Origin of the sequence: uncultured Phascolarctobacterium sp. (assembly GCF_902463975.1) — a bacterium.
Classification (GTDB): domain Bacteria; phylum Bacillota; class Negativicutes; order Acidaminococcales; family Acidaminococcaceae; genus Phascolarctobacterium_A.
The window spans coordinates 46177-73004 of sequence record NZ_CABQHJ010000006.1 but is presented as its reverse complement, the minus strand read 5'-3'; the positions used below and the strand labels follow the sequence as shown (position 1 = coordinate 73004).

Sequence of the window (26828 nt, the reverse complement as noted above, 5' to 3'; positions counted from 1 at the left end):
TTCAAGCAGTAAAAACCGCTCAACCATGCGTATTTCAGGCTTTCACCTTAACTACGATTTTTTGTACGTTGCTGGCGATTTTTTCTACAGAACAATTAGGTCTGTGTAATTCCCACGGGAAAAAAATTGCAAAATCACCGGAATTTAATACTGCGCAATTCTTCTCCTGCGGGTCAGCGTAAAAAATTACGTCCTCTTTTTCTGCTTTATTTTCTGTTTCTACACAATCAGCTGTCAGCGGTGTATACCAAATTGCTTCCTCACCGCGAGCAACAAACTGTACATCAATATAATCGTTATGCTTTTCCGGACGGCGTTCAGCCTTAGGCTCGGTATCATATGTATTGACGCGGGCGAAAACATTACGTCCGTCAATTTCATATTCACCGTTTTCTACCTTGCTGAAATCAGTCGCAGCAACGTAAGCCAGTGCTTTTTGCAAACGCTCACTTACATACGGCAGCAGTTTTTCAATATCTTTTTTATTTCCTTGCAGCATAATTATTTTCCTCCTCTATCGTTGACGAAAGCATTGTTGATTGTTATAATATATGTAGGTTGGTCTGACGAGTGGTTCCGTCAGCTCTTCCCATAAAAATTGTTTTATTGAAGAAAAGGCTGGCGGTCATATGTCGGTCTTTTTCTTTTCTGTAATGTTACTTACAAGCCAAGATAATGGTCGCAACAAGAATGCCGAAAGCAATCATAAGACTTAAGGCTTCGTACACCCGCATAGCTCCCACCTCCCTTGAGGGGCAGCCAACGTTCGTCAGACCATTATCATTATACCAAAACTAAACTAATAAAGCGAGGTTTTTATGAGCTACTTAAATGTCACCAATGTTTCCCACTCCTTTGGCGGCCGCCAAATTTTAGAAAACGTTTCCTTTAAGCTCCTGCGCGGTGAGCACGTCGGTCTTGTCGGCGCTAACGGTGAAGGCAAATCCACCTTTTTGAATATCGTAACCGGTCACGTACTGCCTGACGAAGGCAAGGTTGAATGGCCCGGCAAGGTCACAGTCGGTTATCTGGACCAGCAAAGCACTCTGGAAAAGGGCATGACTATCCGCGAGGTTCTGCGCACTGCCTTCGACGGCATGTATGCTATGGAGCAGCAGATGCTGGAGCTGTACGATAAAATGGGCGATGCTTCTCCCGAAGAGCTTGATAAAATGATGAATACCGTCGGTGAAATCCAATCCGAGCTGGAGCACAGCGGTTTCTATTCCCTGGACAGCAAAATCGAAGAATTTGCCAACGGCCTCGGTCTTGGCAGCATCGGTCTTGATAAAGACGTCAGCGAGCTTTCCGGCGGTCAGCGCAGCAAGGTTCTGCTTACTAAGCTGCTCCTGCAGAACTCCCAAATTCTGCTGCTGGACGAGCCTACCAACTATCTGGACGTTGAACATATCGAATGGCTCACCAAATTTCTGCAGAACTATGAGCATGCCTTTATTTTGATTTCCCATGATATTCCCTTCCTCAACAAGGTTGTCAATGTTATCTATCATCTGGAAAACTGCGAGCTTACCCGTTACAGCGGTGACTACGATAAATTCCAGGAAATGTACGCCATCTATCAATCCCAGAAGGCAGCAGCCTACGAACGCCAGCAGCAGGAGGTTGCTAAGCTGGAGGACTTCATCGCCCGCAACAAGGCGCGCGTTGCTACCACCAATATGGCAAAAAGCCGCCAACGCAAGCTCGATAAGATGGAAATGATTGAAAAGCCGCGTGAAAAGCTGAAGCCGACCTTCAAATTCACCGAAGCACGTACTCCCAGCCGCTTCATCGTAGAAGCAAAGGATTTGGTGCTTGGCTATGACAGCCCGCTCACCCGTCCTGTTACCTTTAATCTGGAGCGCGGACAAAAAATCGCTATCCGCGGTGTCAACGGCTTAGGTAAAACCACCCTGCTGAAAACCATTTTAGGTATCATTCCGCCTGTCAGCGGCAAGGTTGAGCTGGGTGAATTCCTGGAGCCCGGCTATTTTGAGCAGGAGGAACGCGAAAAGAACGAGAATACTGCTCTCGATGATGTTTGGAACGAATATCCCGGCCTGACCAACTACGAGGTGCGTGCTGCACTTGCAGGCTGCGGTCTGACTAATGAGCACATCACCAGTAAGGTTTTCGTACTCAGCGGCGGTGAGGCTGCCAAGGTGCGCCTGTGCAAACTGATGCTGAAGGATGTCAACTGGCTGGTACTGGACGAGCCTACTAACCATCTTGATGTTGACGCCAAAGACGAGCTGAAGCGTGCACTGAAGGAATTCAAGGGCAGCGTTCTGCTTGTTTCCCATGAACCGGAATTCTACGAGGACTGGGTAGATAAGGTTTGGAACATCGAGGACTGGACCACTAAGATTATTTAATATCGTAAGCATAAAAAAAGCGTTCTGCTGCAATTTTGCGGCAGAACGCTTTTTTACTTGCAATAGCCTGCTTTTCAGCGTACACGTTTCTTAAAAATCTTGAACAAATCCGGCTTTTCCTCGGACATAAACTGATACCCCGGCGCCAAAAGTGCAGCACGCTCGCGAGCTGCCTCCAAATCATGAAACACATCCCATTTGGAGGCTACCAGCTGCTTGCCGTACTGACGCAGCAAATACGCCGGATGGTAGGTAGCAATGCAGTCAAAGCCCTGCTCCGTGCGGAACCACATACCGCGGTCGCGCGTAATGCGCATATCGGGACGTCCCAGACAATGCAGCGCCACGCTGCCCAAGGCCACGATTACCTTCGGCTGAATAATCTCCAGCTCCCGCTGCAGCCACTGCTTGGCGCAAAAATCGCCTTCGGCAATATCCGGAGTACGGTTATTTTTCGGTCTGCATTTAATAACATTCGTAGTCAACACTCTGTCACGCGTCATCTTGGCTGCCCACAAGGCCTTGTCCAGCAATTGACCGGAAGGTCCTATTAAAGGACAGCCGTAATCATCCTCGACCTGACCGGGTCCCTCCCCTACAAAAACAATCGGGCTTTCGGGATTACCATACCAGCCTACAGGCGCAATGGCATCATTGCGCAAAGGGCAGGCTTGACATTGCGCCAGCTCCCCTTCTAATTCACTTAAATCCATATCCTTATCCTCCACAATTTTTCTATGCTAATATCCCAAGTTAGCTTCATGCTGCGTTACAATAAACGGCAAATGCTCGCACAGGGCTTCGCGTGCCTGCCATAGGTTCTCACCCGCAGCCTGGATATTGCCGACAGCCGGCGATACCTTGCGTCCGAAAGCGCCAATCGTCAGCATGCGCCCATTTTTATCAAACAACCCTTGCTCCAGCGTCAGATACCAATAGCCCTCCTTCGGTGCCTGATTACCTTCTATTCCGCAGACGAGCATATATTCTGCACCGGCATCCCTGCTGAGCTTCAGCAAATCCTGCGTTGTGTAGGCATCCTTAGGCAGATTGCGTTCCATAATAATATAGCTTGGCAGCATTTTGCGATATTCGTCAAGCACAAAACGCTTGATATCCGTTACATAGGCCAGTTTTTTCAAGCTGTCGGAAGTATTTACCCAAACCGCAACCACCGGCTGCTGCGTAATTTTTCTATCTGTAACAGGCTCCAATCTTCCCATGCTTATCTGTCTGTCACGCTCTTTATAGTATTCGCTGAGGCTGTAATCAAAATACATAGCCATAGCATGCTGCAGATTGCTGATTTTATTGGAAAGGCTGTACTTCACAGGCTCGCCAAACTGCTTATAGCCGCCGAAAAACGTCTGCAGGCTGCCGGGAACAGGATCCGCTGTGTTACTGATACGCACAAGCTTAATCTTATTACCGTACTGCTCTGCAAATACGCTGTTGCCAATCGCCGGAGCGCCAAAGGTGATAACAAGAAATTTTTCTTTTGGCAGTCCCAGACTCACCAAACGCTCGCCCAAAAGCGTCGCTGTAGCTCCGCCAAGACTGTGACCTGTAAGCACCAGATAAGCATTCTGGTCCTCGCTTACGCGCTTAAAAAGTCCACGTAGCTTGCCATTTTCATCAACTACACCGCTGCGCAGTACTGCATCGACATAGCTATTGAAGCCTGCATGCACCGCCGGCCCATCTTTAAGCACAGGCTGCGCTGCCAGCTCCTGCATCTCCGCCAATGTTGAACCGCCGTAATTTACCTTTTTCGTTTCCAGATTAATCTTCCAATCGCTCTTGCTGGCACTACCGCGAAAGGTTACCAGATATATTTGCTTATTAACTTGCGGAAAATAATTTTTGGCTACAGCATAATTCAATTCCACCTTGCCATCATTTCCCTGCTGGCTTTCAATCTGCCAACCATAGCTGCGCAGATAATCAAACTCCTGAGAAGTATGCGGCAGATAAACCCCAAGACAGGATGCTGCCGCAATTGTTGTAAAATAACTCTGCACGTAGGCAGAACTTACCGGATTAGGTGACGCTGCATACGTCATTGTACCCAAGCCGAAAAATAAGCATACAATTGTAAGTAAACGCATAAGCTTAAGCATGCTGCACCTCCTTGTAACATACCATTGCTATTATTATAACACAAAAGTCCGAACCTCTTGAAGAGATTCGGACCTTTACTTTATATATACTGTTATATGCTTGCCTTACAATTATTCTCCAAGGCCTTGGACAAATTCATCCACGCCTTTACCGGGAGCAACCATCGGTACTACCATATCCTTAGGATTGATATCAACCTCAATTACATAGGTATGGTCCTTATCTAAACCACGCTTTACAGCAGCTGCAAAATCTTCCGGTGTTGTAACATGCTCACCTTCCAAACCGAAGGCTTCCGCATATTTAACAAAGTCAACGTAACCGGGACATTCACAAGCCATAAAACGTTTATTGAACTGTACAGTCTGCAGCTGACGAATCATACCCAAGCCGCTGTTATTGAAAACAACGGAAACTACAGGAACATTATTGCTTGCTAATGTAAACAGCTCGCTGCCGGTCATTTTATAGCCGCCGTCACCGCTGATACAAATAACCTTTTTATCCGGGCAGGCAAATTTTGCGCCCATAGCGGCAGGCAGACCAAACCCCATTGTTCCCAGTCCGCCGCTGGTAATCAGCTGACGTGCATATTCCACCTTCAAATGTTGTGCCGTAAACATCTGATGCTGACCTACATCAGTAGCAACAAAATAATCCTTACCCTTTAAGAGCGGGTTCAGCGCTTCAATAAAGAGCGGCGCAGTATTATTTCCATAATCCTCATCCATGCTCGGCCAGGTCATAATTGTATCCCACCATGCTTTTATATCATGAGATTTACAGCCCTTATCGAGCATTTTCAGGATAGTTCGCATATCACCGGCAATATCAATGCTGCTCTCAATATTCTTGTTTAATTCAGCAGGATCAATATCAATATGGATAATCGTTTTATGCGCGCTGTATTTATCACGGTCACCGGTTACACGGTCATTAAAGCGTGTACCAACTGCCAGCACTACATCAGCGTTAGCAATAGCACGGTTCGCACGTTCGTGTCCGTGCAGGCCGCTCATGCCCAAAAACTGCTCGCGATAAGAGCTGATGCAACCCAAGCCCATCAGCGTGCTGGCTACAGGCAGATGCATTTTTTCACAAAGATGCACAGCTTCGTATTCCGCACCGGAGATAGCTACACCGCCGCCAACAAGCATCACAGGACGTTTAGCCTTGTTCAGCGCAGCTACAGCTGCAGCAACAAGTTCCTTTTGCGGCATAGCGACAGGCAGCTCACGTAGCTTGCTTGCATGATATTCCATCATGCTCGTCTGCACATCATGCGCTACATCTACAAGCACAGGGCCCGGACGACCGCTTTTCGCCATCTGAAAAGCCAGGCGCATGGTCTGTGCCAATTCTTCCGGCTTATTGACCAGAAAATTTTGCTTGGTAATCGGCATAGTAATACCGGTAATATCTACCTCCTGGAAGGCATCATGACCGATCATGCTGCTTTTTACCTGTCCGGTAATAGCCACTACAGGAATAGAATCAAGAAATGCATTCGCCAGACCTGTTACGAGATTCGTCGCACCGGGACCGGAGGTAGCACAGCACACGCCAACCTTGCCGCTGGCACGTGCATAGCCATCAGCAGCGTGTGCTGCTCCCTGTTCATGCGCTGTCAGTACATGCTTAATATTTTTTACATCACGCAGAGCGTTGTAAAACGGCAGTATAGCACCACCGGGATAACCAAAAATTGTAGAAACGCCTTCTTCCTCAAGGCATTTCACCATAACTTCAGCACCAGTAAGTTGCATAGTGTTATACTCCTTTCTTACGCTTCTTCGGCATGAGGCCATTCATAGCGTGATTCTTTGACCTCCAATGCTTCATCGCCACGTTCTAAAGCAACGATTCCCGTCTGCACCATTTCGACAATACCATAACGGCGCAGAGCATTTGCAAAGGCGCACAGCTTGCCTTCATCACCGGTGTTGACAAAGGTCATGCTGTTGCCGGTAACATCAATAGCATGGGAACGGAAGGCTGTTGCTAATTGCAGCACCTCCATTTGCTTTTCGCCGGCGTGTACCTTGACCAACAGCATACTGCGCAGTGCGCTCGTTTCACGATGCAGCACCTTAATGCGCTCTACCTCGCTGAGCTTTGCCAATTGCTTGCAGACCTGCTCGATTGTCAGCTCGTCCGCATCCAATACAATTGTCATACGTGCATATTCCGGATCCTGTGTACTGCCACTGGTTAAGCTGTCAATATTATAGCCACGGCGGGAAATCAGTCCCGTAACCCTCATTAACACACCAGGACGATTGTGTGCGACAATAGATAATATCTGTTTCATTTCTTTTCTCCTGAATCTGATAAATCCACAGCTATTTTATCTTTATTTAATAAATTTAACGTGTGGAATAATCTCGTTATATACTTCTTCCTTGCGTTGGTTATAGATTACTTTTTGCTCTTCAAAAAAGTTTCTGCCATAGCTGTCGATAGAAACAATCAGCGGGCCAAACATTTTCACATGGCAGCTCCACAGAGTTTCCGGCATACCCAGTTCACGCCAGTTTGCGTCAACGATTTCCTGTACCTCAGTTGCTGCCACAACAGCGTTGCCTGCAGGAAATACGCAGTGAATAGCGCCAAAATTTTTGCAGGCATATTCAGTGTTGGGACCCATACCACCTTTGCCGACGATAACGCGGACACCGGTTTTTTCAACGAACTCTTTCTCAAATTTTTCCATGCGCATGCTGGTGGTAGGACCAACAGATACCATTTCAAATTTGTCATCGCCCAAGGGACGAATAATCGGACCGGCGTGCAGAATTGCTTTATCCTTAACATCAACAGGCAGCTCACGGCCATATTCTACGACACGGCGATGTGCAACGTCACGACAGGTGGTAATGTCACCGTTCAGATAAACAATATCGCCAATATGAATATTTTTTAAATCTTCTGCGCTTACAGGAGTAGTCAAAACCTTTTTGCCATCAATTACTTCGTACATTATAAAGTCACCCCGCTATGAGAAAGAATTTTGTAGTTTAAGTTTTTATCGAATACGATGTGGCCGCGACGATGAGACCAGCAGCCAACGTTTACAGCAACACCGATTACAGACGGATGACGTGCAGAATTTTCTACGTTCACGCCCATAACGGAATATTTGCCGCCCAGGCCTTGAGGACCAAGGCCGATTTTATTGATGCCATCCTCCAGCAACTGCTCCAAAAGTGCAGCGTTCTTGTTCGGGTTATGGCTGCCAATCGGACGCATCAGCGCTTTCTTTGCATGCAGAGCAGCTACTTCTACAGAAGTACCGACGCCAACGCCTACCAGAAGCGGCGGGCAGGCATTCAGGCCATAGGAGGTCATAACGTCCAGCACGAATCTGGTTACGCCTTCATAACCGGCACCGGGCATCAGTACCATTGCTTTACCGGGCAGGCTGCAGCCGCCGCCAGCCATATAAGTGTACAGATCTAATTCATCGCTGTTCGGCACAATCTCCCAAAAAATAGTAGGAGTACCGGTACCGACATTTTTGCCGGTGTTATATTCATCAAAGGTTTCTACACTGTTATGACGCAGCGGAGCTTGCTGAGTTGCACGGAAAACAGCTTCCTTCAGCAGTACCTCCAGCTCGTTAATCAGTGGGAAATTGGTGCCGCATCTTACTACAAATTGCATAACGCCGGTATCCTGGCAGCTGGGACGGTTCAGCTCCTTCGCCAGCTTCTGGTTCAGCTTCATAGTCTGGTAGATAGTTTTAGACAGCGGGCTGTCTTCCTTTTCTGCCAGTTCATCCAGTTTAGCGATAACATCGTCAGGTAAAACCTTAGCGGTGTGCGCTACAAAATGTGCTACATAGTTTGTTAATTGTTCAACTTGTTCTTGCTTATCCATTTTTACCCTCCATACGCAGCATCGGCTGCAAATTTATTATTTATTGCCTGCTTTCTCCACACTTTCGATTTCCTCCTTGGAAACATCAGTAAGAGTAAGCTTTTGGAAAAACTTTGTTTTCGGAACCAGGAAGGTAAAGCCTTCGCTCCTGCCCATATAAGCCTTGCCTTCTTGCAGAGAGCAGTTAAAAACATGACCGCCCATCGTTCTGTCATCCGATATAAAATGTACATGCCAGCCTGCAACATTCAAGCCGTCCATATATTGCGGAAAATATACACAAGCAAGACTGCCGCTGACATTTTTAAATTCAAACTCACGCTGATCTGTTTCCAAAACCTTAGCAAATGTTTTATAAGGCTCGCTATGCTGCTTCTTTTCAGAACGCGCGTAAATTTCGTTAAAATACCCATCTATACGGCAAGCGTAGATGTTGTTCTCACCATGAGTCTTGACAACATCGTCCAGCTTAGCCAAAAGGCCGCTCATATCAGCGATGTTCTTTAAGTCAAACGTAAGCTCCTTATTGAGATATGTCACAGAAGCAAACGGCGTCGCAGCGTTTGCAGCAGCAATCTCTACTGTACCATCTGCTTTTGCCCGATAACAAATACCATCGAGCACAATCATTTCACCGTCAACCGCTTCAAAGGTACCTAAGCCTATATCGCCGTTGGCAAGCAGCTCTTCAATTGTTGCATTACCATAAAAATCGCCCTTGGCCAAAGCCTGCAGGGTTGATACCTGATACATAAAAGCCATCCTCTGACCTCCTTATGTTTTTTATCTATTCAAGACTTTCCTGTAGTCGTGCTCTAAATCACGTACATCACAAGGGCTGTATGTAGTTATATTGCACTTCAGTAGCAGTCTTTCTTGACCTGCCTTTACTATAACATCAATCTAGTGTATAATCAATTTTATAGAATTAATGTTTCTATAAAGGAGATTTATAGTATGGAGTTAGAAAAAAAGTACATCTACCAGGTCTACCAATGCGGCAGTTTTTCTAAAGCTGCAGAAGCATTATTTATTACTCAGCCTGCACTGAGCATAGCCATCAAAAAAGTAGAGCAGGAAATAGGTGCTGCCATTTTCAACCGCAGCCAAAGGCCACTCACTCTCACGAGCATAGGCGAACTTTATCTGCAGCATATCAAAAAGGAAATGCTGCTGGAGCAGCAGCTCAAGCAGCAAATTGATGATATTCATGGTTTAAAAAGCGGTGATCTGAAAATCGGCGGCACGCATTATATGAATGCTTATCTCCTGCCGTCATACATCGCCCAATTCAACACCCTCTATCCCAACATCAACATCACCATGGCCGAAACAAGCTCGGATATGCTCATTGAAATGCTCAAGGACAACAAGCTTGATTTCACCTTCAGCTGCGACGAGGACGTAGTGAGCGAGTTTGACAGCTATACGACCTTTTCTGACCACATCCTGCTCGCTGTTCCGCAGTCCTTCGCGCTCAGCGACAAATTACTGGATGATAGCCTGAGCGCAATAGAAGTCAGACACGGCATCCACCTATCGGAAAATTGTCCCAGTGTTGACTTACATCAATTCACGGACTACAACTTCATCCGTATTGACGCACATGTCAACCTTGGCATGCGTACGCTAAAAATGTTTGAAGAAGCAGAAATTCTGCCACGCATAAAGGTCAAGGTGCCGCAGCTCGTCACAGCCTTCCAGCTTGCGGAGCATGGCATCGGCGCCACTTTTATCAGCGACAAGCTGGTAACCGGCAATGAAACCTCTCTGCGCTTTTTCAAGCTGCAGTCCAAGCAGGCAGAAAGAAAATATTCTCTGCTTTTACCGCATAATGTTTACGTTTCTAACGCAGTCATCGAATTCATCAAGCTTTTCCGGCAATAACATTATATGAAAAAAATACAGCAGCTGAGGAGTTGCCCTTCAGCTGTTTTTCTTTGCACTTTACTATAAATCAGATTTATATGCTTATTAATTCAATAAAATTGATTTATCTTATTATCCGTGGTATATTTTAGTCAGTTCAAAAAACAGCTGCTAAACAAGCATAAAGAAAAATACACAGCAGCTGTTATCCATACAAATTTTAAAAATCATGTTTTATTTTACGGAGGGATTTTACTATGAATAATGCAAAACAATACTTCAGAATCGAGCCCTGGAAAAGCGTTCGCGCTTTAAAACTCCAGCTGCTTGGTCTGAACGACTAATTAACATCAACAAGACTTTTTATTCAAACTTACGGAGGTAACTATCATGAGCAATGTAAAAGATTTCATCAGAATTGAACCCTGGACAAGCGTACGTACCCTGAAAGTAAATCTGCTTGCTTCGGCAATGCATCTCAACTAACCGGAGGCAAGAGTATGGCAAACAAACCTGTAAAAATCGTAGAAACCGTCCTGCGTGACGGCCACCAATCCATCGCAGCAACACGTATGCGTATCGTTGATATGCTGCCCGTATTGGAGAAAATTGATAACGCCGGTTACCATGCCGTTGAAGCCTGGGGTGGCGCAACCTTTGATTCCTGCCTGCGCTTCCTGCATGAAGATCCGTGGCAGCGCCTGCGTCTGTTAAAGAAGAATCTGCCACACACTCCGATTCAAATGCTACTGCGTGGTCAGAACGTTCTTGGCTACACCAATTTAGCCGACGACGTTGTTTCTGAATTTGTTAAACGTTCTGTAGATAACGGTGTATCCATCATCCGCATTTTTGACGCACTCAACGATACCCGTAACTTAGAAACAGCTATGCGCGCCACCAAAGAAGCTGGCGGACATGCTCAAGGCTGTATCGTTTATACCATCAGCCCTTACCATAAGGACGCTGATTTTGTAAAGCTTGGCAAAGAACTGGTACAGATGGGTGCAGACTCCATCTGCATCAAGGACATGGCCGGCCTGCTGCGCCCTTACGAAGCATACAACCTCGTAAAAGCTTTAAAAGCAGAAATCAACTTGCCGATTGATTTACATACTCACTTTACCAGCGGTATGGGTGATATGACTTATCTGAAGGCTATCGAAGCAGGCGTAGATATTGTTGATACAGCGCTCTCACCCTTCGCCTGCTCTACCAGCCAACCATGTACCGAATCTTTGGTAGCAACATTACAAGGCACAGAATACGACACCGGCATTGACCTGCCGCTTCTGCATGATTTGGCAGATTACTTCAAAGGTGTCAAAAAGGATTTGGTAGATGATTTCAACCTGAACACCAACATTCCTATCGATCCGAAAGTACTTACCTTCCAAATCCCCGGTGGTATGCTTTCTAATCTGCTCAACCAGATGAAAGAAATGGGCGTTGCCGATAAATATCCGCAGCTTTTGGAAGAAATGCCCCGTGTACGCGCAGAGCTTGGCTATCCGCCGCTGGTAACGCCTACCAGTCAGATTGTAGGCACTATGGCAGTGCTGAACGTAGCCTTGGGCCGCTATAAGATGATTCCCCGCGAGGTTAAGGATTTAGTTTTGGGTAAATACGGTCGCACACCCGCACCTATCGACCCTGAGGTTAAACGTTTGGCCATCGGCAACGCCGAGCCTATTACCTGCCGTCCCGCGGATTTAATTCCGCCGCAGCTGGAAAAATTCCGAGCTCGTCTGGCTGAAGACGGTTATCCTAACGCCAGCATGGAAGACCTGCTGAGCTATATTTCCTTCCCGGAAGTAGCAAAAGCATTCTTCGGTCACAACAGATAAGCACAGCTCAACTCATATTTCTCTCACTAAAAGTCATCCATAAACTTCTACCTTTAATTTAAATATCGCAAACGGACAAAGAGCAAGAAAATCCCGAACCTCTTCATGAGATTCGGGATTTTCTATATTTGAGACAAACTCAGACGTTTTATTGAATTTTTTCAAACTCGCCGTTGTAACGGGCATTTTCCTTATCATAGGCTGCAGGATCCGCATAGCGGTTAACCTTGCTGTTCAAAGTACAAGCCTCTTTGATGCAGTCATTAACAGCATTTTTGGTGTTGATGCGCGGGTCATCTTCACTGGCAATAACATAACCTGCTACACGCAGCATGCTGCTGTCATATTCCTTGATACCATAATCATAGCTGAAAAGCTTACCGTCTACAACGGTGCTTTCCTTCAACGCAACCTTAACAGTGCTGTATTTACCAACCAGCTTGTCACCGCTGCCAACACCGGCCAGGTCAAGCTTCACAACAATCGGCACCCAGTTGGAACGAGTAACCAGTGATACATCGGCAGCAGTCAGTTCCTTATCCTGAGCAGCCTGCTTAATCATCTGTACAGGAAAACGCTTGCCGTAATTTGCCATGAGGAAGGCTTCAAATTCCGTCTTACCTTTCTCAACATCATTTTCAAGATTCTGCGCTTCCAGAACAACCTCCGGAACCTGATACCACAGCACTACCTTTTTCGCCGGGGCAGCAGCGCAAACGGAACACATCAGCAGACAGAGAATACAAAGAAACAGTTTTTTCATAGAACTTTCCTCCTCGCTATATTCATTAACTATATTGTAGCAAGAAAACATCCCACTGAAAAGAGTAATTGATAATACCTTCCTGATAAAAAACGAAAAGAGAGCAAGGCTTTTCCCTGCTCTCTCAGCAAATGACAAAAATTCTTACAGTGTTTAAAACACCAGTAAATCTACAACCATCCAACCGGCAAATAAAATCAACATCGGGTATAAATCCTGCATAACGCTTACCTCCTACGCATATCGCAGATTCATTCATCTTCGTTATACATAGTATACCCGTTGAATATTAAATACAGATTAACCTTAAGGTAAAATGCAGGTAAAGAGTATTTTATTCCTTTGAGTGCTTTTATTTGTCAGTCATAGTCTGTTATAATTTATAATTTCTTTTCAGCTCTGCAATGTGCGCTTCCAAGTCCTTGGTATTGTTAAAACCGCAGCAGTATTCAAATACCTGCGTAGCCTGCGGTGCATATTTTTTGACAGCACCGAAATATGCCTTCCAGTCAATATCCCCCTGACCTACCGGCAAATGTGCGTCACCGCTGCCATCGTTATCGTGAACATGGCAAGCTGTCAAACGCTCACCTAACGCCTGTACTACCGCAGGAATATCCCAGCCGTTGACATGTGCATGACCTGTATCAAGCAGCGCACCTGCCTGCGGGAAAATGTCAAACAGCGCAATGTATTCCGGCAAATCAAACAGCACATTATTTTTTGTGCGCAGGCCGACATTTTCAATAAGCACCTTAACGCCGTAACGTTTGCTCAGGTTCATAATCTGACGCAGACGGCGGATAACACGCGCCCTCAAAAACTCCTTGTCACCCTCAATAGCTTCATTGGTATGCACTACAACAAAATCTGCCTTGCATTTTTGCGCATAGGCAAAGGTCTTTTCTATAACACGGGCATAATTTTTCTGCTTAGAATCAGCAAGATTCAGCGCAACACAGGGAGCATGAATCGAAAGTGCACGTTCACCCCATTCCTCCACCTGCTGCTTCCAATAATAATCCTTGCCGAACTCATAGAAAAATTCAATACCATACTGCTTATCAAGTCTCTTCATTGCATCCTTCGTAAATCCCGGAAAGAGTAAATCACTGACTTCAAATTGCATATAACTTCCTCCCTTCAAGGCTTAGCGTACCTTCGCTAAGTTTTCACCGCTTTCGGCATCAAATAAGCAAACATTCTGCCAATCAAAATTAAAGCCGCGGATATCATCCATTTGCAGTCCTTGGTCACTGTCCTGCAGATAAAAGCTTTCACCGGTTGCCAATTTAAGTGTAGCAGTTTTCAGGTTGCCTGTATTTTCAACAAAGTCTGCCTTACCATTAATCATAGCACTTTCAAAGCTCGGTGTGCAAGCCTCCGGGCGCAGCCCGAAGATAACCTTGCTGCGTCCGCCAAGCTCCTGCAAGCGCTCCTGCGGCAGCTTCAGTGCGCAGTCACCGACGATAATTTTACCATCCAACACATCAGCCTGCAAAATATTCATTGCCGGAGAACCGATAAAGGTTGCCACAAAGGTATTGGCAGGGTGATGATAAATATTTGCCGGAGTATCAATCTGCTGAATCTTGCCCTGATTCATAACGGCAATACGATGTGCTACAGTCATTGCCTCTATCTGGTCATGGGTTACATAAACCATCGTCGGCTTGAACATTTCATGGATTTTTACCAGCTCGGTACGTGCCTTCTGGCGCAGTTTGGCATCCAAGTTAGATAAAGGCTCATCCAACAGGAAGTACGGCGACTGCTTTACAAGCGCCCGGCACAGAGCAACACGTTGCTTCTGGCCGCCGCTCAATTCATGCGTCTTTTTATTTTCATAGCCTTCTAGATGCAGGATTTCCATTGCCATACGCGCACGCTTTTCCATTTCAGCCTGCGGCAGCTTTTGCAGCTGCAAACCAAAGGTGATGTTGTCCCAAACGCTCAGATGCGGGAACAGTGCATAGCTTTGGAATACCATAGCAATATTGCGCTCACCGGGAGCGATATCGTTAACCACGCGGCCGTCCATATACAGCTCACCCTTAGTGATTTCCTCAAAGCCGGCAATCATACGCAAAGTAGTTGTCTTGCCGCAGCCGGATGGTCCAAGCAGAATCAGGCGCTCGCCCTTTTGTATCTCCAAATTCAAATCATTGATTACGACATTACTGCCGTAAGCCTTTTGCACATGCGAAAATATAATGCTGTAATCGTTTTGTAAGTTATCCATCTTCTTATCCTTTCACGCCCGATTGCATAAATGTGTTGATAATAAATTTTTGGCAGAAGCCGTAAAGTACTAACGGAGGCAAGCTTGTCAGCGTTGCTACAGCCATCGCGATGCCCCATTCACTGCCACCTTCGGCACTGATAAACATCTGCAGTGCCAACGGCAGTGTCAGATTAGCTTTATCCTGCAAAATCAGCAACGGCCAAAAATATTCGTTCCAGCTGTTGATGAAGAACAAAATCGAAATAGCCAGTACAGAAGGCTTAATCAAGGGTAAAATAACCTTGAACAGTACCTGATGCGGCTTGGCACCATCAAGAATTGCTGCCTCCAGCAATGGTTTAGGAATGCCGCGCATGGTCTGACGCATCAGGAAGATACCCATGCCATCTACAAGACCGGGCAGCATAACACCATAGGGCGTATCCAGCAGTCCCAGCTTAGCCATCATCAGATAGTTCGGCATAATCAAAACCGTGATGGGGATGAAGAACGTCAGCAGCATACCGTTGAAAACTGTTTCCTTATATTTGAAGTTGTAATACACAAAAGCAAAGGCTGCCAACACGCTTGTTGCAGCCTTGCTGGCTGTAACCACAATCGCAATGTAAAACGTATTCCAGATATAGGTCAGCAGCGGGAAGTTATGTAAAACCGTAGTATAATTGTCAAAGGTCGGCGGAAACGGCAAAGGATTCAATGTAGATTCAAAAACCTGATTCAAATCCTTCAGCGAGGTAGATATCATAAATACTATCGGCCACAACATCAGGAAAACTGCAATAAGCAAAAACGCATGCCAATACCATTCATTACGCAGCTTAGTTTTCATAGTACACCTTCTTTTCCAGATATTTATTCTTCACAAAGAGGAAGGCAAGATAGCAGACCATGGTGATAACCGCATAGGCTGCACTGGTGCCTGCCTTGAAGAAGGTGAAGGCATATTGATAAATAATATACACAAGGTTACTGCTGCCCTGATCCGGACCGCCCTGCGTCAGCATATTTACAGGTACAAGAACGTACTGCAGGCCAAAAACTACCGTTATCGTAAAAACATAGATTGCGGTAGAAGAGGTCATCGGCAGAATAATTTTTTTGAAGATAACCCAGTTGGAAGCGTTCTCTAGCTTCGCTGCTTCAATCATCTCTTTAGGAACTGCGACCATAGCAGCCAGCATTACGATAAGATTATAGCCAAAAACCTTCCAGCCGATAATCGTGCAGATAGCGAAAATAACCAGATAGTTTTCCTTGAACCAACGCGGCGAAGCGATATCAAACTGGCTGAGAACAATGTTAATCGGACCGGCCAGCGGATTGTAAATCCAAAGGAACAAAATGCTCGCTACCGCCAGCGATAAGGTAGACGGCAGGAAAAGAGCGCTGCGATAGAAGGCCGTCCACCTATGCACTAAATGTCCCAGGATAAACGAATAAAAATAAGGCAGAACGAAATTCAGCACCAGCATAATTGCCACAAACAAAACGGTGTTGATTAAAATTTTAATCAGCTCGGCAGAGCTGAAAATAGTAATAAAGTTTTCCAGGCCCACAAATTTTTGATTAGGACTGATCATATTCCAGGAAAAAACACTCAGGTAAATATTCTGCAGCAGCGGCCAGTAATAAAATACCAGAAAAAGTACGGCAGCAGGCAACAGATAAAGCAATGCTTCCTTGTTGTTCTTACTCATAGCAACCTCCTTTGCGCTATTAGCAAAATAAGCTGCCGCAACTGCGACAGCTTATTTATCAGACTAATTACAGCAGCTTGTTAATTTTTTCTGCAGTTTGATGTAAAGCATCCTTTGCACTCATTTTGCCGCTCAGGATGATATCACGGGCATCAATCAGCAGTTGTTCAGCCTGCAGGCCGTTAGCCCCCGGGAAGCTTGCCCATTTGGTAACCTTAGTCATTTCCTGCAGAGCCATTTTAATGTTGGGGTTCTCATCAGCAAGCTTTTTGAAGCCCTTCGGATCGTCAGCTACGCCTTTACGAGGAGGCAGGTAACCGGTACCGGTGCTCCATTTAGCAAGTGCTTCCGGAGATTCCAGATATTTGATGAACTCGATAGCAGCCTTTTGCTTTTCAGCATCCTTAGAGAATACCATCAGGAAGTTACCGCCTGCAGGAATCTTGGTCGGTTTGTTGCCGAAAGCAGGGAACGGAGAAGCCATAACCTTGAACTTAGCGCCCTTTTCGAAGTTAGCACGTTTACCGATGGTGGTACAAACCATGCCCAGCTTACCGCTCAAATAAGCCTGGAAACCTTCTTCGTTGGTAGCATGCAGACCGCTACCGTTTTTAACCATATCAGCTACAACCTGATAAGCTGCAGCAGATTCCGGAGTATCAAAACCGGCTTTAACCTTGCCGTCAACCTTTGTCAACATTTGGCCGCCGTTGGATTCGATAAGAGCCTGTTGAGTCCAGTTATCGGCATATTCCTGCATGAAGAAGCCCATGTTACCGGTTTTATCTTTAATTTGTTTAGCTGCTTTGCTAACCTCTTCCCAAGTTTTAGGCGGGTTTTGCGGATCAAGCCCGGCTTTTTCAAAAATTTCCGGATTGTAGAAGAGTACCGGAACACTTACGGAATACGGCAGACCGATTTGCTTGCCGTCTTCGGTTTGTGCCAGCTGCAGTACGTTCGGCAGGTAATTATCTTTCATGAAGTTTTCATCGCCGGCAGCTTTAAATGCTTCGTTCAAATCGGTGTATTTAAAGTTTTCAGCAGCGTAGTTCAGGAAGGAATAACCCATTTGCACTACGTCCGGATTCTTGCCGGAAGCCATAGCAGCCTGCAGGTTTTGAGTCAAGCCTTTGTACATATCTGGGTTATATTTTTCTACTACCTCAATATTCGGATGAGTTTTGTTGAAGTCGGCAACCAATTCCTTTACGGTTGCGCCGCCAAAGCTCTCAGCAGCAACATGCCAATATTCAATCTGTACCTTTTTGCCGGTGTCAGCACTTTTCTTATCACTACCGCAGCCAACAAGTGCCGTAGTTGCCAGCAGCGAAATCATTGCTGCTGCCAAAACTTTTTTCAGTTTCATTTCCATTCCTCCGTTTACTGATATTCCACAAAAATTATTGTTGTCATCTCTACAACGTGCTTTTATTGTAACGGATGAATGTAAAATCCAAAGTAAGCTTGCGGTTAAATTTGTGTTAAAAAGCTTACAGAAATGAGAAAAATACCATCCGTAGTTTTCACATGCGGACGGTATTGTAAGCGAAGGCACTATATTCTATTTAGTAAATTCATTTAAGCTGTCAACAATTCTCCTGTTTAAATCATCATATACATTGCGTTTGCAGATGGATTCTCCTTCCATAATCAATAAAAACGCTTTACGCAAATGCTGAATAATCTGGTAGGAACTCAACTTAGGCTCTATCGCCTGCAGATTTTCTTCCGTAACATCAGTTAAAATAGTATGTGCTATTTTGTTCCGCTGATTTTTCTCTACCTCTCGAAGAATCTGTAATTCTCCCATAAGTTCTGTTTTTACAGATTTTAAAGACTCCAAAATCAGCAGCATGTTAGAAAAAGAAAGTTCTGTATCCCTAACGCCTTGACAAAAATAATAATTCAGATAAGTAAATACATCCGGCGCTTCTTTTCTCAGCTTCTCCGTGCTTATTTTCCAACTGCTATTATTGTTTCTTTTGCTGTAACAAAAGCGCTCCAGTTTAAGCGAAACATGATTTTCGAAATAATAAAGCAGTAATTCATACAAAAATGGTGTCAGTTTAGGAATGAATTCTGCCAATTCACCCTTCCTCTGGTGTAATTCCATAACCATCAAAAATTCATTCAATTTTTTCACGGAATTATTATTATAAATATTTTCCTTACCCATCCCCTTAAATGCTTCATTTATCAGCAGCTTGGAACGCAAATCCGCATGTCTTAGCAATTTACCGGTTTCTTCAACAAACATTGCTTTATTTTTATTATACATAGCCAAAGCTGCTCTATATTCATAATTGTTAATCAAACTAATCAACTGATGCCGTATACTGTAACGCCGCAAAAGTGACAGCGGTGCTTCATGGCAACGGCACGTATAATCAGGAACATTATCAAAATTATTTTCTATTACAATATTGATATCTTCATTATCCTGCGTCGCATGCGCTGTTCTATTAGATGCCCTTTGCGGTGAATCTACCTGAATAGCACGAACGTTTTCAAAATCCGTGGCTAAAAAGCTCATCACCGTTTTCATTTGCGGTGTACCTGAGCTTAAATTCAGCAAAATCTCTTCTTCCGGAAACTCTTTGCGCAGTTCAAGAAAGCCTTCTGCCAAAGGCACCAGTTCTTCCATAAGCTGTACATTAACTATATCAGTATAAATAAAATCAAATTTGCACTCAGGCACATTATACTCAATCGCTTTAGAGTATATATGCCTGTTTTTTTCTTTTGCAGACATTTCCGCGCTTAAGAATATCCGCACGTATTCAGGCCAATATGTTCTGATTATGTGCAGCATAGCACCATCATAGCAATCTCTTATAGGATCCGTATCACCGGCAGGTGTATATAAAATGCTCATTCGCTCATCTCCCATTTACAAAATAACGCAGTCTGTTTCCTTACGCTCGCCAATTCCCCAAGTATATACATCTATAATATCATCCAATACATATACTCGCAAGGAATCAACTGCTTCATCAATCAAAATACTGCTTTCTCGTAGCATTTTTTCATATTGCCGACGATTAAGTAATGCTTCAAAAGCAGATTTTTGTACACGGACACCATAAGCCTCAAGACATTTTACCATCTTATTACGGCGTTTGTTATCGACAATATCATAAATCATTAAAACTATAAATTTTCGCTCCATTATCTCAACTCCAAAGGTTCATAAAGAGTGATATCTCTATGCATGATTACACTAGCATATTTACGGCACTGTTGTCTAATGCTTTCGCGATAAGTATATTTATCTTCAAGATATTGGTTGTCTGAACGTAACTTTTTGTTATATGTCTGCAAATATATTTTACGAGCTTCAGTGTTTAAAAAACAGCCCGTTTCATTTGTTTCAAACATATCTTTCGTCAACATATTTCTCTTTACCATTGCTAAAACCATAGAATCAATCAATGGCGCACGCCATTCTTCAATTAAATCCGAAACTAACGCAGGATGTCCTTTAGCAATTCTGTGCATAAAACCAACGTAAGGATGCAAACCCAAAGCCAACACATTGCTCATAATCTCATTGAACAGCATACTGTAACCTAAACTCAACATAGAATTAAATGGATCTCGTGGTGGCATTTTAGTACGTTTTTCAAATTTAAATTCATCTGGAACTATAGCGCCTAAAGCACAAAAATAAACACGACTTATAATTCCTTCAAAGCCCATTAAAGAATGTAAATCATCTGCCTGACAAATATTTTTTCTTATTGCTAAAATATTGCGAATGCTTGTGTCTACATTATCAAGTTTTAAATTGCGATTATATCGACGTAAAATTGTCAGCTGATTATGTACCTTAGCATAAATAATCTTTTTGGCAAGCTCAAAATATAACTTTTCTTCCTGCAAAAGCTCAAATTGTTTTTGATGCTTAATTATATCAATAGAACCATTGCTTAAAAGCGAGCCAAAGAAACGACCTCTTCCAGAAAGCCATGATAGAGGTATATTTCTCTCTAAAAACTCTGTAATTAATCCTGAAGAGATTTGCACACTATCTACCAAGGTAACATCTTCTATTCTCTCCAACGGCACCTCTAAAAGAACCTCATTGTTACGCCCGACTAAAACATGGCCTCCGCGTTTTCGTAAATACGCTCCGCTTTCCGTAATATACAAAGAAGTCATTTTTTATCCCTCCTAGAAAATATTTTCTTATTTCAAAATTACGTCCCCTAATTTGGGGTTATCTATAAAATAGAAAGCCTTGGCGATATTGCTGTATATTGCAGTTTCCGTCCCCTAATTTGGGGTTATCTCTGAAATCCGTTGGGACGCTATTTTTCATCTGAAAAATTTACTTGTTTCCGTCCCCTAATTTGGGGTTATCTCTAAAATATGGTATGAAAAAGCTGTTATTCATTCTGCTGAGTTTCCGTCCCCTAATTTGGGGCTATCTCTAAAATCATTATTTTACATATTTCGAACGTGCTTTGTATGACAAGGGTTTCCGTCCCCTAATTTATGGCTATCTCTAAAATTCAATAGCAACTACATTACGGAGATTACCAAAAGATTTCCGTCCCCTAATTTGGGGCTATCTCTAAAATATTTTTTCAGACGTCGAAACACGTACAATTTAAGATTTTCCGTCCCCTAATTTGGGGCTATTTCTGAAATTTTATACGACCATGAGATTAATATTAAGGACTCCAGCGGATTTCCGTCCCCTTATTTGGGGCTATCTCTGAAATCGGAAAAATGCTAGTTTATGCTGACTTACTTAATCGGTTTCCGTCCCCTTATTTGGGACTATCTCTAAAATTTAATCAATTTCGAGAAGCGTTTCAAATTCAGCGTTGGTAGTTTCCGTCCCCTAATTTGGGGTTATCTCTGAAATAAATTCCCGGTGAAACTTAACGGCGAGGTTGGCATGGTTTCCGTCCCCTAAATTGGGGTTATCTCTGAAATACGCTTCCTTATTAATACTTGATACTGTTTACGGCATGTTTCCGTCCCCTAATTTTAGGTTATCTCAATAAACTTCAGCTCATTATTGAGGCTCCACTTGTAGGGGAGCTGGCGCCTTTAGCGCCTGAGGGGTTTGCACCTTACTTCATATTTTCCATACGAAGCTCTAAATACTGACACACTCCTAAAAAATTCCTATCAACTTCATTGTTTGCTATTCTTATTACCTCTATCCCATTGTTATTTAACATTTTTGTTCTTTCTTCGTCATACGCTTTCTGCCTTTCTTCATAATGCTGTCCGCCATCTATCTCTATCACTAAATGAAGTTTATCACAATAAAAGTCAACTATATAATTCCCTATTCTTCTTTGTCTATACCACTTATATTTATGGTTTCTAAGAAAATCATACCATATTTTTCGTTCTTGTCTGGTCATATTTTTTCGTAAGTATCTAGCATTTTCTTTATTTTGACCATTATATAAAATTTTAGTGCTCATATTGCTCCTTTTACAAAGTTAATTTTTCCAACATGTCATAACAAATCTTCTTGATGATCCATAAGTATTGTTCTTCCCTTAATTCTTACAAAACCCCTCCGTCTGCTTTCGCAGACACCTCCCCTGGAAGGGGAGGCTTGTTACGTCCCCTAAGTTGGGGCTATCTCTGAAATAGGCTAAGGAACTGCTTAATAACCGTCCTATTACTGGTTTCCGTCCCCTAATTTGGGGTTATCTCTGAAATTGGAAAAGAGGTTGTCAAACATGGAAAGCAGATTCTAGTTTCCGTCCCCTAAATTGGGGTTATCTCTGAAATTAGGTCGAGCAAAAGCTAAATACCTGAAAGCAGGTAAGTTTCCGTCCCCTAATTTGGGGCTATATCTAAAATCCTCTTTCTTGTCTTGTTTATCGAGTATTAATACTCAGTTTCCGTCCCCTAATTTGGGGTTATATCTGAAATGCAAATCTGTGTATGTATCATCTTTGCTTGGTGGTTTCCGTCCCCTAAATTGGGGTTATCTCTGAAATTTACTAGATGAGAAGGCTTCCTATTAAAAGAGGCTAGTTTCCGTCCACAAATTGGGGTTATCTCTGAAAAAACTGGCAATGCTGGCGAAATGGTGGTTACAAATCGATTTCCGTCCCCTTATTTGGGGCTATCTCAATAAACTTCAGCTCATTATTGAGGCTCCCCTTGTAGGGGAGCTGGCGCCTCTGGCGCCTGAGGGGTTTGCACCTCACTGCATATTTTCTATACGAAGCTCTAAATACTGACATACTACTAAAAATTCCTATCAACTTCATTGTTTACTATTCTTATTACCTCTATCCCATTGTTATTTAACATTTTTGTTCTTTCTTCGTCATACGCTTTCTGCCTTTCTTCATAATGCTGTCCGCCATCTATCTCTATCACTAAATGAAGTTTATCACAATAAAAGTCAACTATATAATTCCCTATTCTTCTTTGTCTATACCACTTATATTTATGGTTTCTAAGAAAATCATACCATATTTTTCGTTCTTGTCTGGTCATATTTTTTCGTAAGTATCTAGCATTTTCTTTATTTTGACCATTATATAAAATTTTAGTGCTCATATTGCTCCTTTTACAAAGTTAATTTTTCCAACATGTCATAACAAATCTTCTTGATGATCCATAAGTATTGTTCTTCCCTTAATTCTTACAAAACCCCTCCGTCTGCTTTCGCAGACACCTCCCCTGGAAGGGGAGGCTTGTTACGTCCCCTATTTTGGGGCTATCCCTGAAACAGACGATCAGCGAAATCATTGAAGCGGCGAGAAGTCTATTTCCGTCCCCTAATTTGGGGTTATCTCTAAAATACACCAAAATAGCCGTATACTGCCGCGTATCGTCGTTTACGTCCCCTAATTTGGGGCTATCTCTAAAATCCGTATCTACTTAAACGAGTTTTTCCCCGTCGACTTGTTTCCGTCCCCTAATTTGGGGCTATCTCTAAAATTCTTTACAATAAGGAATACACGCAGGAGGCTAGAAGTTTCCGTCCCCTAATTTGGGGCTATCTCTAAAATCCCCGACACAAAGAGCAATGGAGCTGGGCTTGTTCGTTTCCGTCCCCTAATTTGGGGCTATCTCTAAAATATGTTTTCGGAATATTATCTTCTAAAAACTGTTGGTTTCCGTCCCCTAATTTGGGGCTATCTCTAAAATCTGAATATTAAACATGATATCTATTGTACAACAATGGTTTCCGTCCCCTAATTTGGGGCTATCTCTAAAATTGTGAGCCTTGTATAGATGATTGAACGCTATGCGTTTCCGTCCCCTAATTTGGGGCTATCTCTAAAATAGAAACCATTCCAAGCTAGTAATGTATTCGCTACAATGTTTCCGTCCCCTAATTTGGGGCTATCTCTAAAATTGATTAAAAATACAAAATACACTGTTGGAAAATTATTTCCGTCCCCTAATTTGGGGCTATCTCTAAAATAAAATATAGTTGATGTAAATATGCATAGCACGTGTTGATTTCCGTCCCCTAATTTGGGGCTATCTCTAAAATAAAAATAAAAGGAGTATATAACATGGAAATCAGAGTAAAATTTCCGTCCCCTAATTTGGGGCTATCTCTAAAATTTTATTCTTCGTTGCTAACAGTGAAGGAATTATATATTTCCGTCCCCTAATTTGGGGCTATCTCTAAAATAAATTAAACAGGTATTTAATTTATGAGAAGGTTGATTTCCGTCCCCTAATTTGGGGCTATCTCTAAAATTAATAATAGTTATCATTTATTCTTCGTTGCTGATTTCCGTCCCCTAATTTGGGGCTATCTCTAAAATACGAGGAGGCAACGGCGATTGAAAACGGATAAAAAAAGATTTCCGTCCCCTAATTTGGGGCTATCTCTAAAATTTCTTTATCGCTGACCTGCAAGGCGTTATATATGATACGATTTCCGTCCCCTAATTTGGGGCTATCTCTAAAATCCTGTCCCTGCAAGTCCGCCTGTCATAAGGTCTGCGCCCGCCATTTGCGGCGCAGGCCTTACCAACAGACCACTTGCCCTAAAAACAACCTGCCTCACACCCTCCAAATCCACTCTGCAAGCGGTGCGGCGCAGTTTCACTCAAAATTTTTCATTCAATGATGTTTTAACTGCCCCCATTCCCAAGGCAGTCTTAATTCCTATACCGCTATAATCAGCATATTCACCCAACATAGCGATAATCCTGTTGCACATCACATTATTTTTCATACCTAACACATATAATCCTCTAAATGCTGGTATGCGTGCGCCATCCACACTAAAGGAGCGTAAGCTCAGCTTGTAATCAGCAACGTATGTTTCCTGCGCCAAGTCTTGTGCTAATCCAAGCGCATCCAGTCTTTCCTTATCAGCAAAGCTGTTCCAGCGCTTTATAAGACTGCCAAGCAGAAATTGCGGTTGAGGGAAAATTACATATTGCCCTTCGCTTTTAAAACTGCAGGATGTCAAAAAGCTACAGCTTAAATATTTTCCTGTTAACGGCTTTGCAAAGCATTTTTCTGCAATTTCAGCATAGCTGGTTTCCTTCAGATATTCCTTGCTCACAAGCTGTACTTCCATCTGTTTTTTCTTCAAATAAACAGTCGCCGGCAGCGAAAATGCTGCTCCCAATAATTCATCATCTGCTTGCTTATTCAGCGCCGTCAAGCGCCAGTAAACACCGGCACGTTCCTTATCAAAATAAAGATACTGGCTATACGGACGCAAGCTCTGTTGATGCAAAAGCTCTGCATATGTGCTGTCAATATGCTCCATCAGCACGCCGTGCAGCAATGAGCAGGCAGACTGCGTAAGCTTTGCACCTGTCGGAGCAGCCAGCTTTATTTCCAATGAACGAATCATACTTTGCGCACCTCCGCAACTCCCATCAGCATCAGCTTACCATTATAATTTGTACATTTAAGAGTACGCGGTGCAATAATCTTATCACGCAGCAAATGCTTGTGAGTTTTAAAGCTTTTGTCCAGCAATACCTTGATAGTATTTTTTGCAGTATCTTTATCCGGAGCCACCATGGCTAAAAGAGTTTTACTTAAAAAGCCTGTATTACCGCCAAGGAACATATTGCCGGCTGCTACACCTTGAAATGCTTCTTGATACTCTTTTCCAAACGCCTGTTGCAGCAAATCTGTCACCGCCGCAAAAAAGCTGTGCGTTGCCTTCAACAAATCGTCAACGCTGTTAATGGCAATGGTGTTCATAACAGCCTTTTCAATCTTTACATCAAAGAACAACTCTGCTTCGGGAAGCATGCATTCTCTGAAAATCGGAAGTTTTTTGGGAGAAGCCTTGCCAAATTTGTCAAATCCGCCATCAACTTTTTGCAAAATAGCTGTCTGCATATTCCGACTCGCATAAGTATCACTAACCTGCAAACCACGCATTGCGCTGCAGACCGCATTCTTGTTACTGATGTTGCGCTCCTTATCATCTTTTAGGCGTAGTGCATTTAGCAGTTCGCTTTCTAAACTTGCAGTTAGCTTGTCAATTTCTTTAGCAGCCTGATCTTTCTTCTTTTTTATTACAGAATGAGGCATTATTTGTAATTCTCGAGGCTTTCTTTCCTCTTCCAGCAGCTTTTCAATTATATCCACTTGCTGTTTAATATAACACCAATATTTAACCTTAATATCCTGTCTTTTCTGCAAAAGACTATACAAAATCGCTGTTCTGAACACGCCTTTTAAGCTGCTTCCCGGAACATATAGGCTTCCATCAGGCTGCTGAATATGTCTGTTAATATCATTGAGTGTTTTCTTTTTTTCGTTATCCATCAGATTAACTGTTGCATGTGCTTCTGAAGTTATAACAGTACGTACATCATCTATATCATATCCCTGCATCTGAAGCCATTCCAACAAGCTCTGTTTATCCCAAAAGTTTCCAAGATAGCTTTCATATTTTTCCAACAGCATATGCTTATAAATAAACATATGCCATTGATGCAGATTCAAAAAATATACCTTCTGCGTTCTGCTATCGTACAAATAATCCTTAGCTCCCAACACTATACCGTCAGAAATATTTATAGGTGTAACTACCTTCAGGCACAT

General features: G+C 43.4%; 25 protein-coding genes and 1 CRISPR repeat array. Of the genes, 3 read left to right on the top strand and 22 right to left on the bottom strand.

Annotation, left to right across the window (positions count from 1 at the left end; all coding sequences use genetic code 11):
* Positions 1-34 precede the first annotated feature (34 nt).
* Positions 35-499: a YhcH/YjgK/YiaL family protein gene (locus RDW05_RS03030; protein ID WP_293850126.1), complete on the bottom strand. Its 465-nt coding sequence runs from the start codon at positions 497-499 to the stop codon at positions 35-37.
* A gap of 157 nt (positions 500-656) precedes the next feature.
* On the bottom strand, positions 657-734 hold the full coding sequence (locus tag RDW05_RS11650) for a putative holin-like toxin (RefSeq protein WP_222859551.1): 78 nt from the start codon (positions 732-734) through the stop codon (positions 657-659).
* Between the two features lie 84 nt (positions 735-818).
* Here RDW05_RS11650 and RDW05_RS03025 point away from each other — a divergent pair, with 84 nt between their 5' ends.
* Entirely contained in the window at positions 819-2375 is a 1557-nt protein-coding gene (locus tag RDW05_RS03025) for an ABC-F family ATP-binding cassette domain-containing protein (protein WP_210683985.1), read from the top strand.
* 74 nt (positions 2376-2449) lie between these two features.
* Here RDW05_RS03025 and RDW05_RS03020 read toward each other — a convergent pair whose 3' ends face one another.
* The 7 genes from RDW05_RS03020 to budA all read right to left on the bottom strand — a co-directional run bounded on the left by RDW05_RS03020 (position 2450) and on the right by budA (position 9137).
* Entirely contained in the window at positions 2450-3088 is a 639-nt protein-coding gene (locus RDW05_RS03020; RefSeq protein ID WP_307977794.1) for a uracil-DNA glycosylase, read from the bottom strand.
* Between the two features lie 27 nt (positions 3089-3115).
* The gene (locus RDW05_RS03015) at positions 3116-4495 is read right to left on the bottom strand and encodes a lipase family protein (RefSeq protein ID WP_307977793.1); all 1380 of its coding nucleotides are present in this window, start codon (positions 4493-4495) and stop codon (positions 3116-3118) included.
* A 111-nt stretch (positions 4496-4606) separates the two neighbouring features.
* Positions 4607-6262, bottom strand: coding sequence for a biosynthetic-type acetolactate synthase large subunit (gene ilvB / locus RDW05_RS03010; RefSeq protein WP_307977792.1), 1656 nt, complete (start codon positions 6260-6262; stop codon positions 4607-4609).
* Between the two features lie 17 nt (positions 6263-6279).
* Entirely contained in the window at positions 6280-6807 is a 528-nt protein-coding gene (gene ilvN, locus RDW05_RS03005) for an acetolactate synthase small subunit (protein ID WP_210683981.1), read from the bottom strand.
* Between the two features lie 42 nt (positions 6808-6849).
* Positions 6850-7476 (bottom strand): L(+)-tartrate dehydratase subunit beta, encoded by a 627-nt coding sequence (gene ttdB, locus RDW05_RS03000; protein ID WP_210683980.1) that lies wholly within the window; start codon positions 7474-7476, stop codon positions 6850-6852.
* The gene (gene ttdA / locus RDW05_RS02995) at positions 7476-8375 is read right to left on the bottom strand and encodes a L(+)-tartrate dehydratase subunit alpha (protein ID WP_293725162.1); all 900 of its coding nucleotides are present in this window, start codon (positions 8373-8375) and stop codon (positions 7476-7478) included. Before ttdA ends, ttdB begins: the two co-directional genes overlap by 1 nt.
* Positions 8376-8411: 36 nt before the next feature.
* Positions 8412-9137, bottom strand: coding sequence for an acetolactate decarboxylase (gene budA / locus RDW05_RS02990; RefSeq protein ID WP_307977791.1), 726 nt, complete (start codon positions 9135-9137; stop codon positions 8412-8414).
* 195 nt (positions 9138-9332) lie between these two features.
* Here budA and RDW05_RS02985 point away from each other — a divergent pair, with 195 nt between their 5' ends.
* Together RDW05_RS02985 and RDW05_RS02980 are read left to right on the top strand one after the other, a co-directional pair.
* On the top strand, positions 9333-10262 hold the full coding sequence (locus RDW05_RS02985; RefSeq protein ID WP_307977790.1) for a LysR family transcriptional regulator: 930 nt from the start codon (positions 9333-9335) through the stop codon (positions 10260-10262).
* A 482-nt stretch (positions 10263-10744) separates the two neighbouring features.
* Positions 10745-12091, top strand: a complete 1347-nt coding sequence (locus tag RDW05_RS02980) for a pyruvate carboxylase subunit B (protein ID WP_307977789.1) — start codon at positions 10745-10747, stop codon at positions 12089-12091.
* A gap of 148 nt (positions 12092-12239) precedes the next feature.
* Here RDW05_RS02980 and RDW05_RS02975 read toward each other — a convergent pair whose 3' ends face one another.
* From RDW05_RS02975 to csm5, 13 genes are all read right to left on the bottom strand, one after another.
* Positions 12240-12854, bottom strand: coding sequence for a hypothetical protein (locus RDW05_RS02975; protein ID WP_307977788.1), 615 nt, complete (start codon positions 12852-12854; stop codon positions 12240-12242).
* Between the two features lie 373 nt (positions 12855-13227).
* Positions 13228-13983 (bottom strand): sugar phosphate isomerase/epimerase family protein, encoded by a 756-nt coding sequence (locus RDW05_RS02970; protein ID WP_307977787.1) that lies wholly within the window; start codon positions 13981-13983, stop codon positions 13228-13230.
* 21 nt (positions 13984-14004) lie between these two features.
* Positions 14005-15096: an ABC transporter ATP-binding protein gene (locus RDW05_RS02965; protein WP_307977786.1), complete on the bottom strand. Its 1092-nt coding sequence runs from the start codon at positions 15094-15096 to the stop codon at positions 14005-14007.
* A gap of 4 nt (positions 15097-15100) precedes the next feature.
* Complete coding sequence (locus tag RDW05_RS02960) at positions 15101-15928, bottom strand: carbohydrate ABC transporter permease (RefSeq protein WP_307977785.1); 828 nt, start codon at positions 15926-15928, stop codon at positions 15101-15103.
* Positions 15918-16796 (bottom strand): carbohydrate ABC transporter permease, encoded by an 879-nt coding sequence (locus RDW05_RS02955; protein ID WP_293689950.1) that lies wholly within the window; start codon positions 16794-16796, stop codon positions 15918-15920. Before RDW05_RS02955 ends, RDW05_RS02960 begins: the two co-directional genes overlap by 11 nt.
* Positions 16797-16863: 67 nt before the next feature.
* Positions 16864-18168, bottom strand: coding sequence for an ABC transporter substrate-binding protein (locus tag RDW05_RS02950; protein WP_374111005.1), 1305 nt, complete (start codon positions 18166-18168; stop codon positions 16864-16866).
* A gap of 189 nt (positions 18169-18357) precedes the next feature.
* Positions 18358-19671 (bottom strand): hypothetical protein, encoded by a 1314-nt coding sequence (locus RDW05_RS02945; protein WP_307977784.1) that lies wholly within the window; start codon positions 19669-19671, stop codon positions 18358-18360.
* Positions 19672-19686: 15 nt separating this feature from the next.
* On the bottom strand, positions 19687-19965 hold the full coding sequence (gene cas2 / locus RDW05_RS02940) for a CRISPR-associated endonuclease Cas2 (RefSeq protein ID WP_021719279.1): 279 nt from the start codon (positions 19963-19965) through the stop codon (positions 19687-19689).
* Entirely contained in the window at positions 19965-20957 is a 993-nt protein-coding gene (cas1, locus tag RDW05_RS02935) for a CRISPR-associated endonuclease Cas1 (protein ID WP_307977783.1), read from the bottom strand. The genes cas2 and cas1 overlap by 1 nt, the downstream gene beginning before the upstream one ends.
* 923 nt (positions 20958-21880) lie before the next feature.
* The gene (locus RDW05_RS02930) at positions 21881-22243 is read right to left on the bottom strand and encodes an endonuclease domain-containing protein (RefSeq protein ID WP_307977782.1); all 363 of its coding nucleotides are present in this window, start codon (positions 22241-22243) and stop codon (positions 21881-21883) included.
* 781 nt (positions 22244-23024) lie between these two features.
* Positions 23025-23342, bottom strand: coding sequence for an endonuclease domain-containing protein (locus RDW05_RS02925; RefSeq protein WP_307977781.1), 318 nt, complete (start codon positions 23340-23342; stop codon positions 23025-23027).
* A gap of 139 nt (positions 23343-23481) precedes the next feature.
* Positions 23482-24715: direct repeats of the CRISPR family, unit length 34 nt; unit sequence TTTCCGTCCCCTAATTTGGGGCTATCTCTAAAAT.
* Between the two features lie 140 nt (positions 24716-24855).
* Positions 24856-25617, bottom strand: coding sequence for a CRISPR system precrRNA processing endoribonuclease RAMP protein Cas6 (cas6, locus tag RDW05_RS02920; RefSeq protein ID WP_307977780.1), 762 nt, complete (start codon positions 25615-25617; stop codon positions 24856-24858).
* A complete protein-coding gene (gene csm5 / locus RDW05_RS02915; RefSeq protein WP_307977801.1) occupies positions 25614-26828 on the bottom strand; it encodes a type III-A CRISPR-associated RAMP protein Csm5 in 1215 nt (404 codons plus the stop codon). The genes cas6 and csm5 overlap by 4 nt, the downstream gene beginning before the upstream one ends.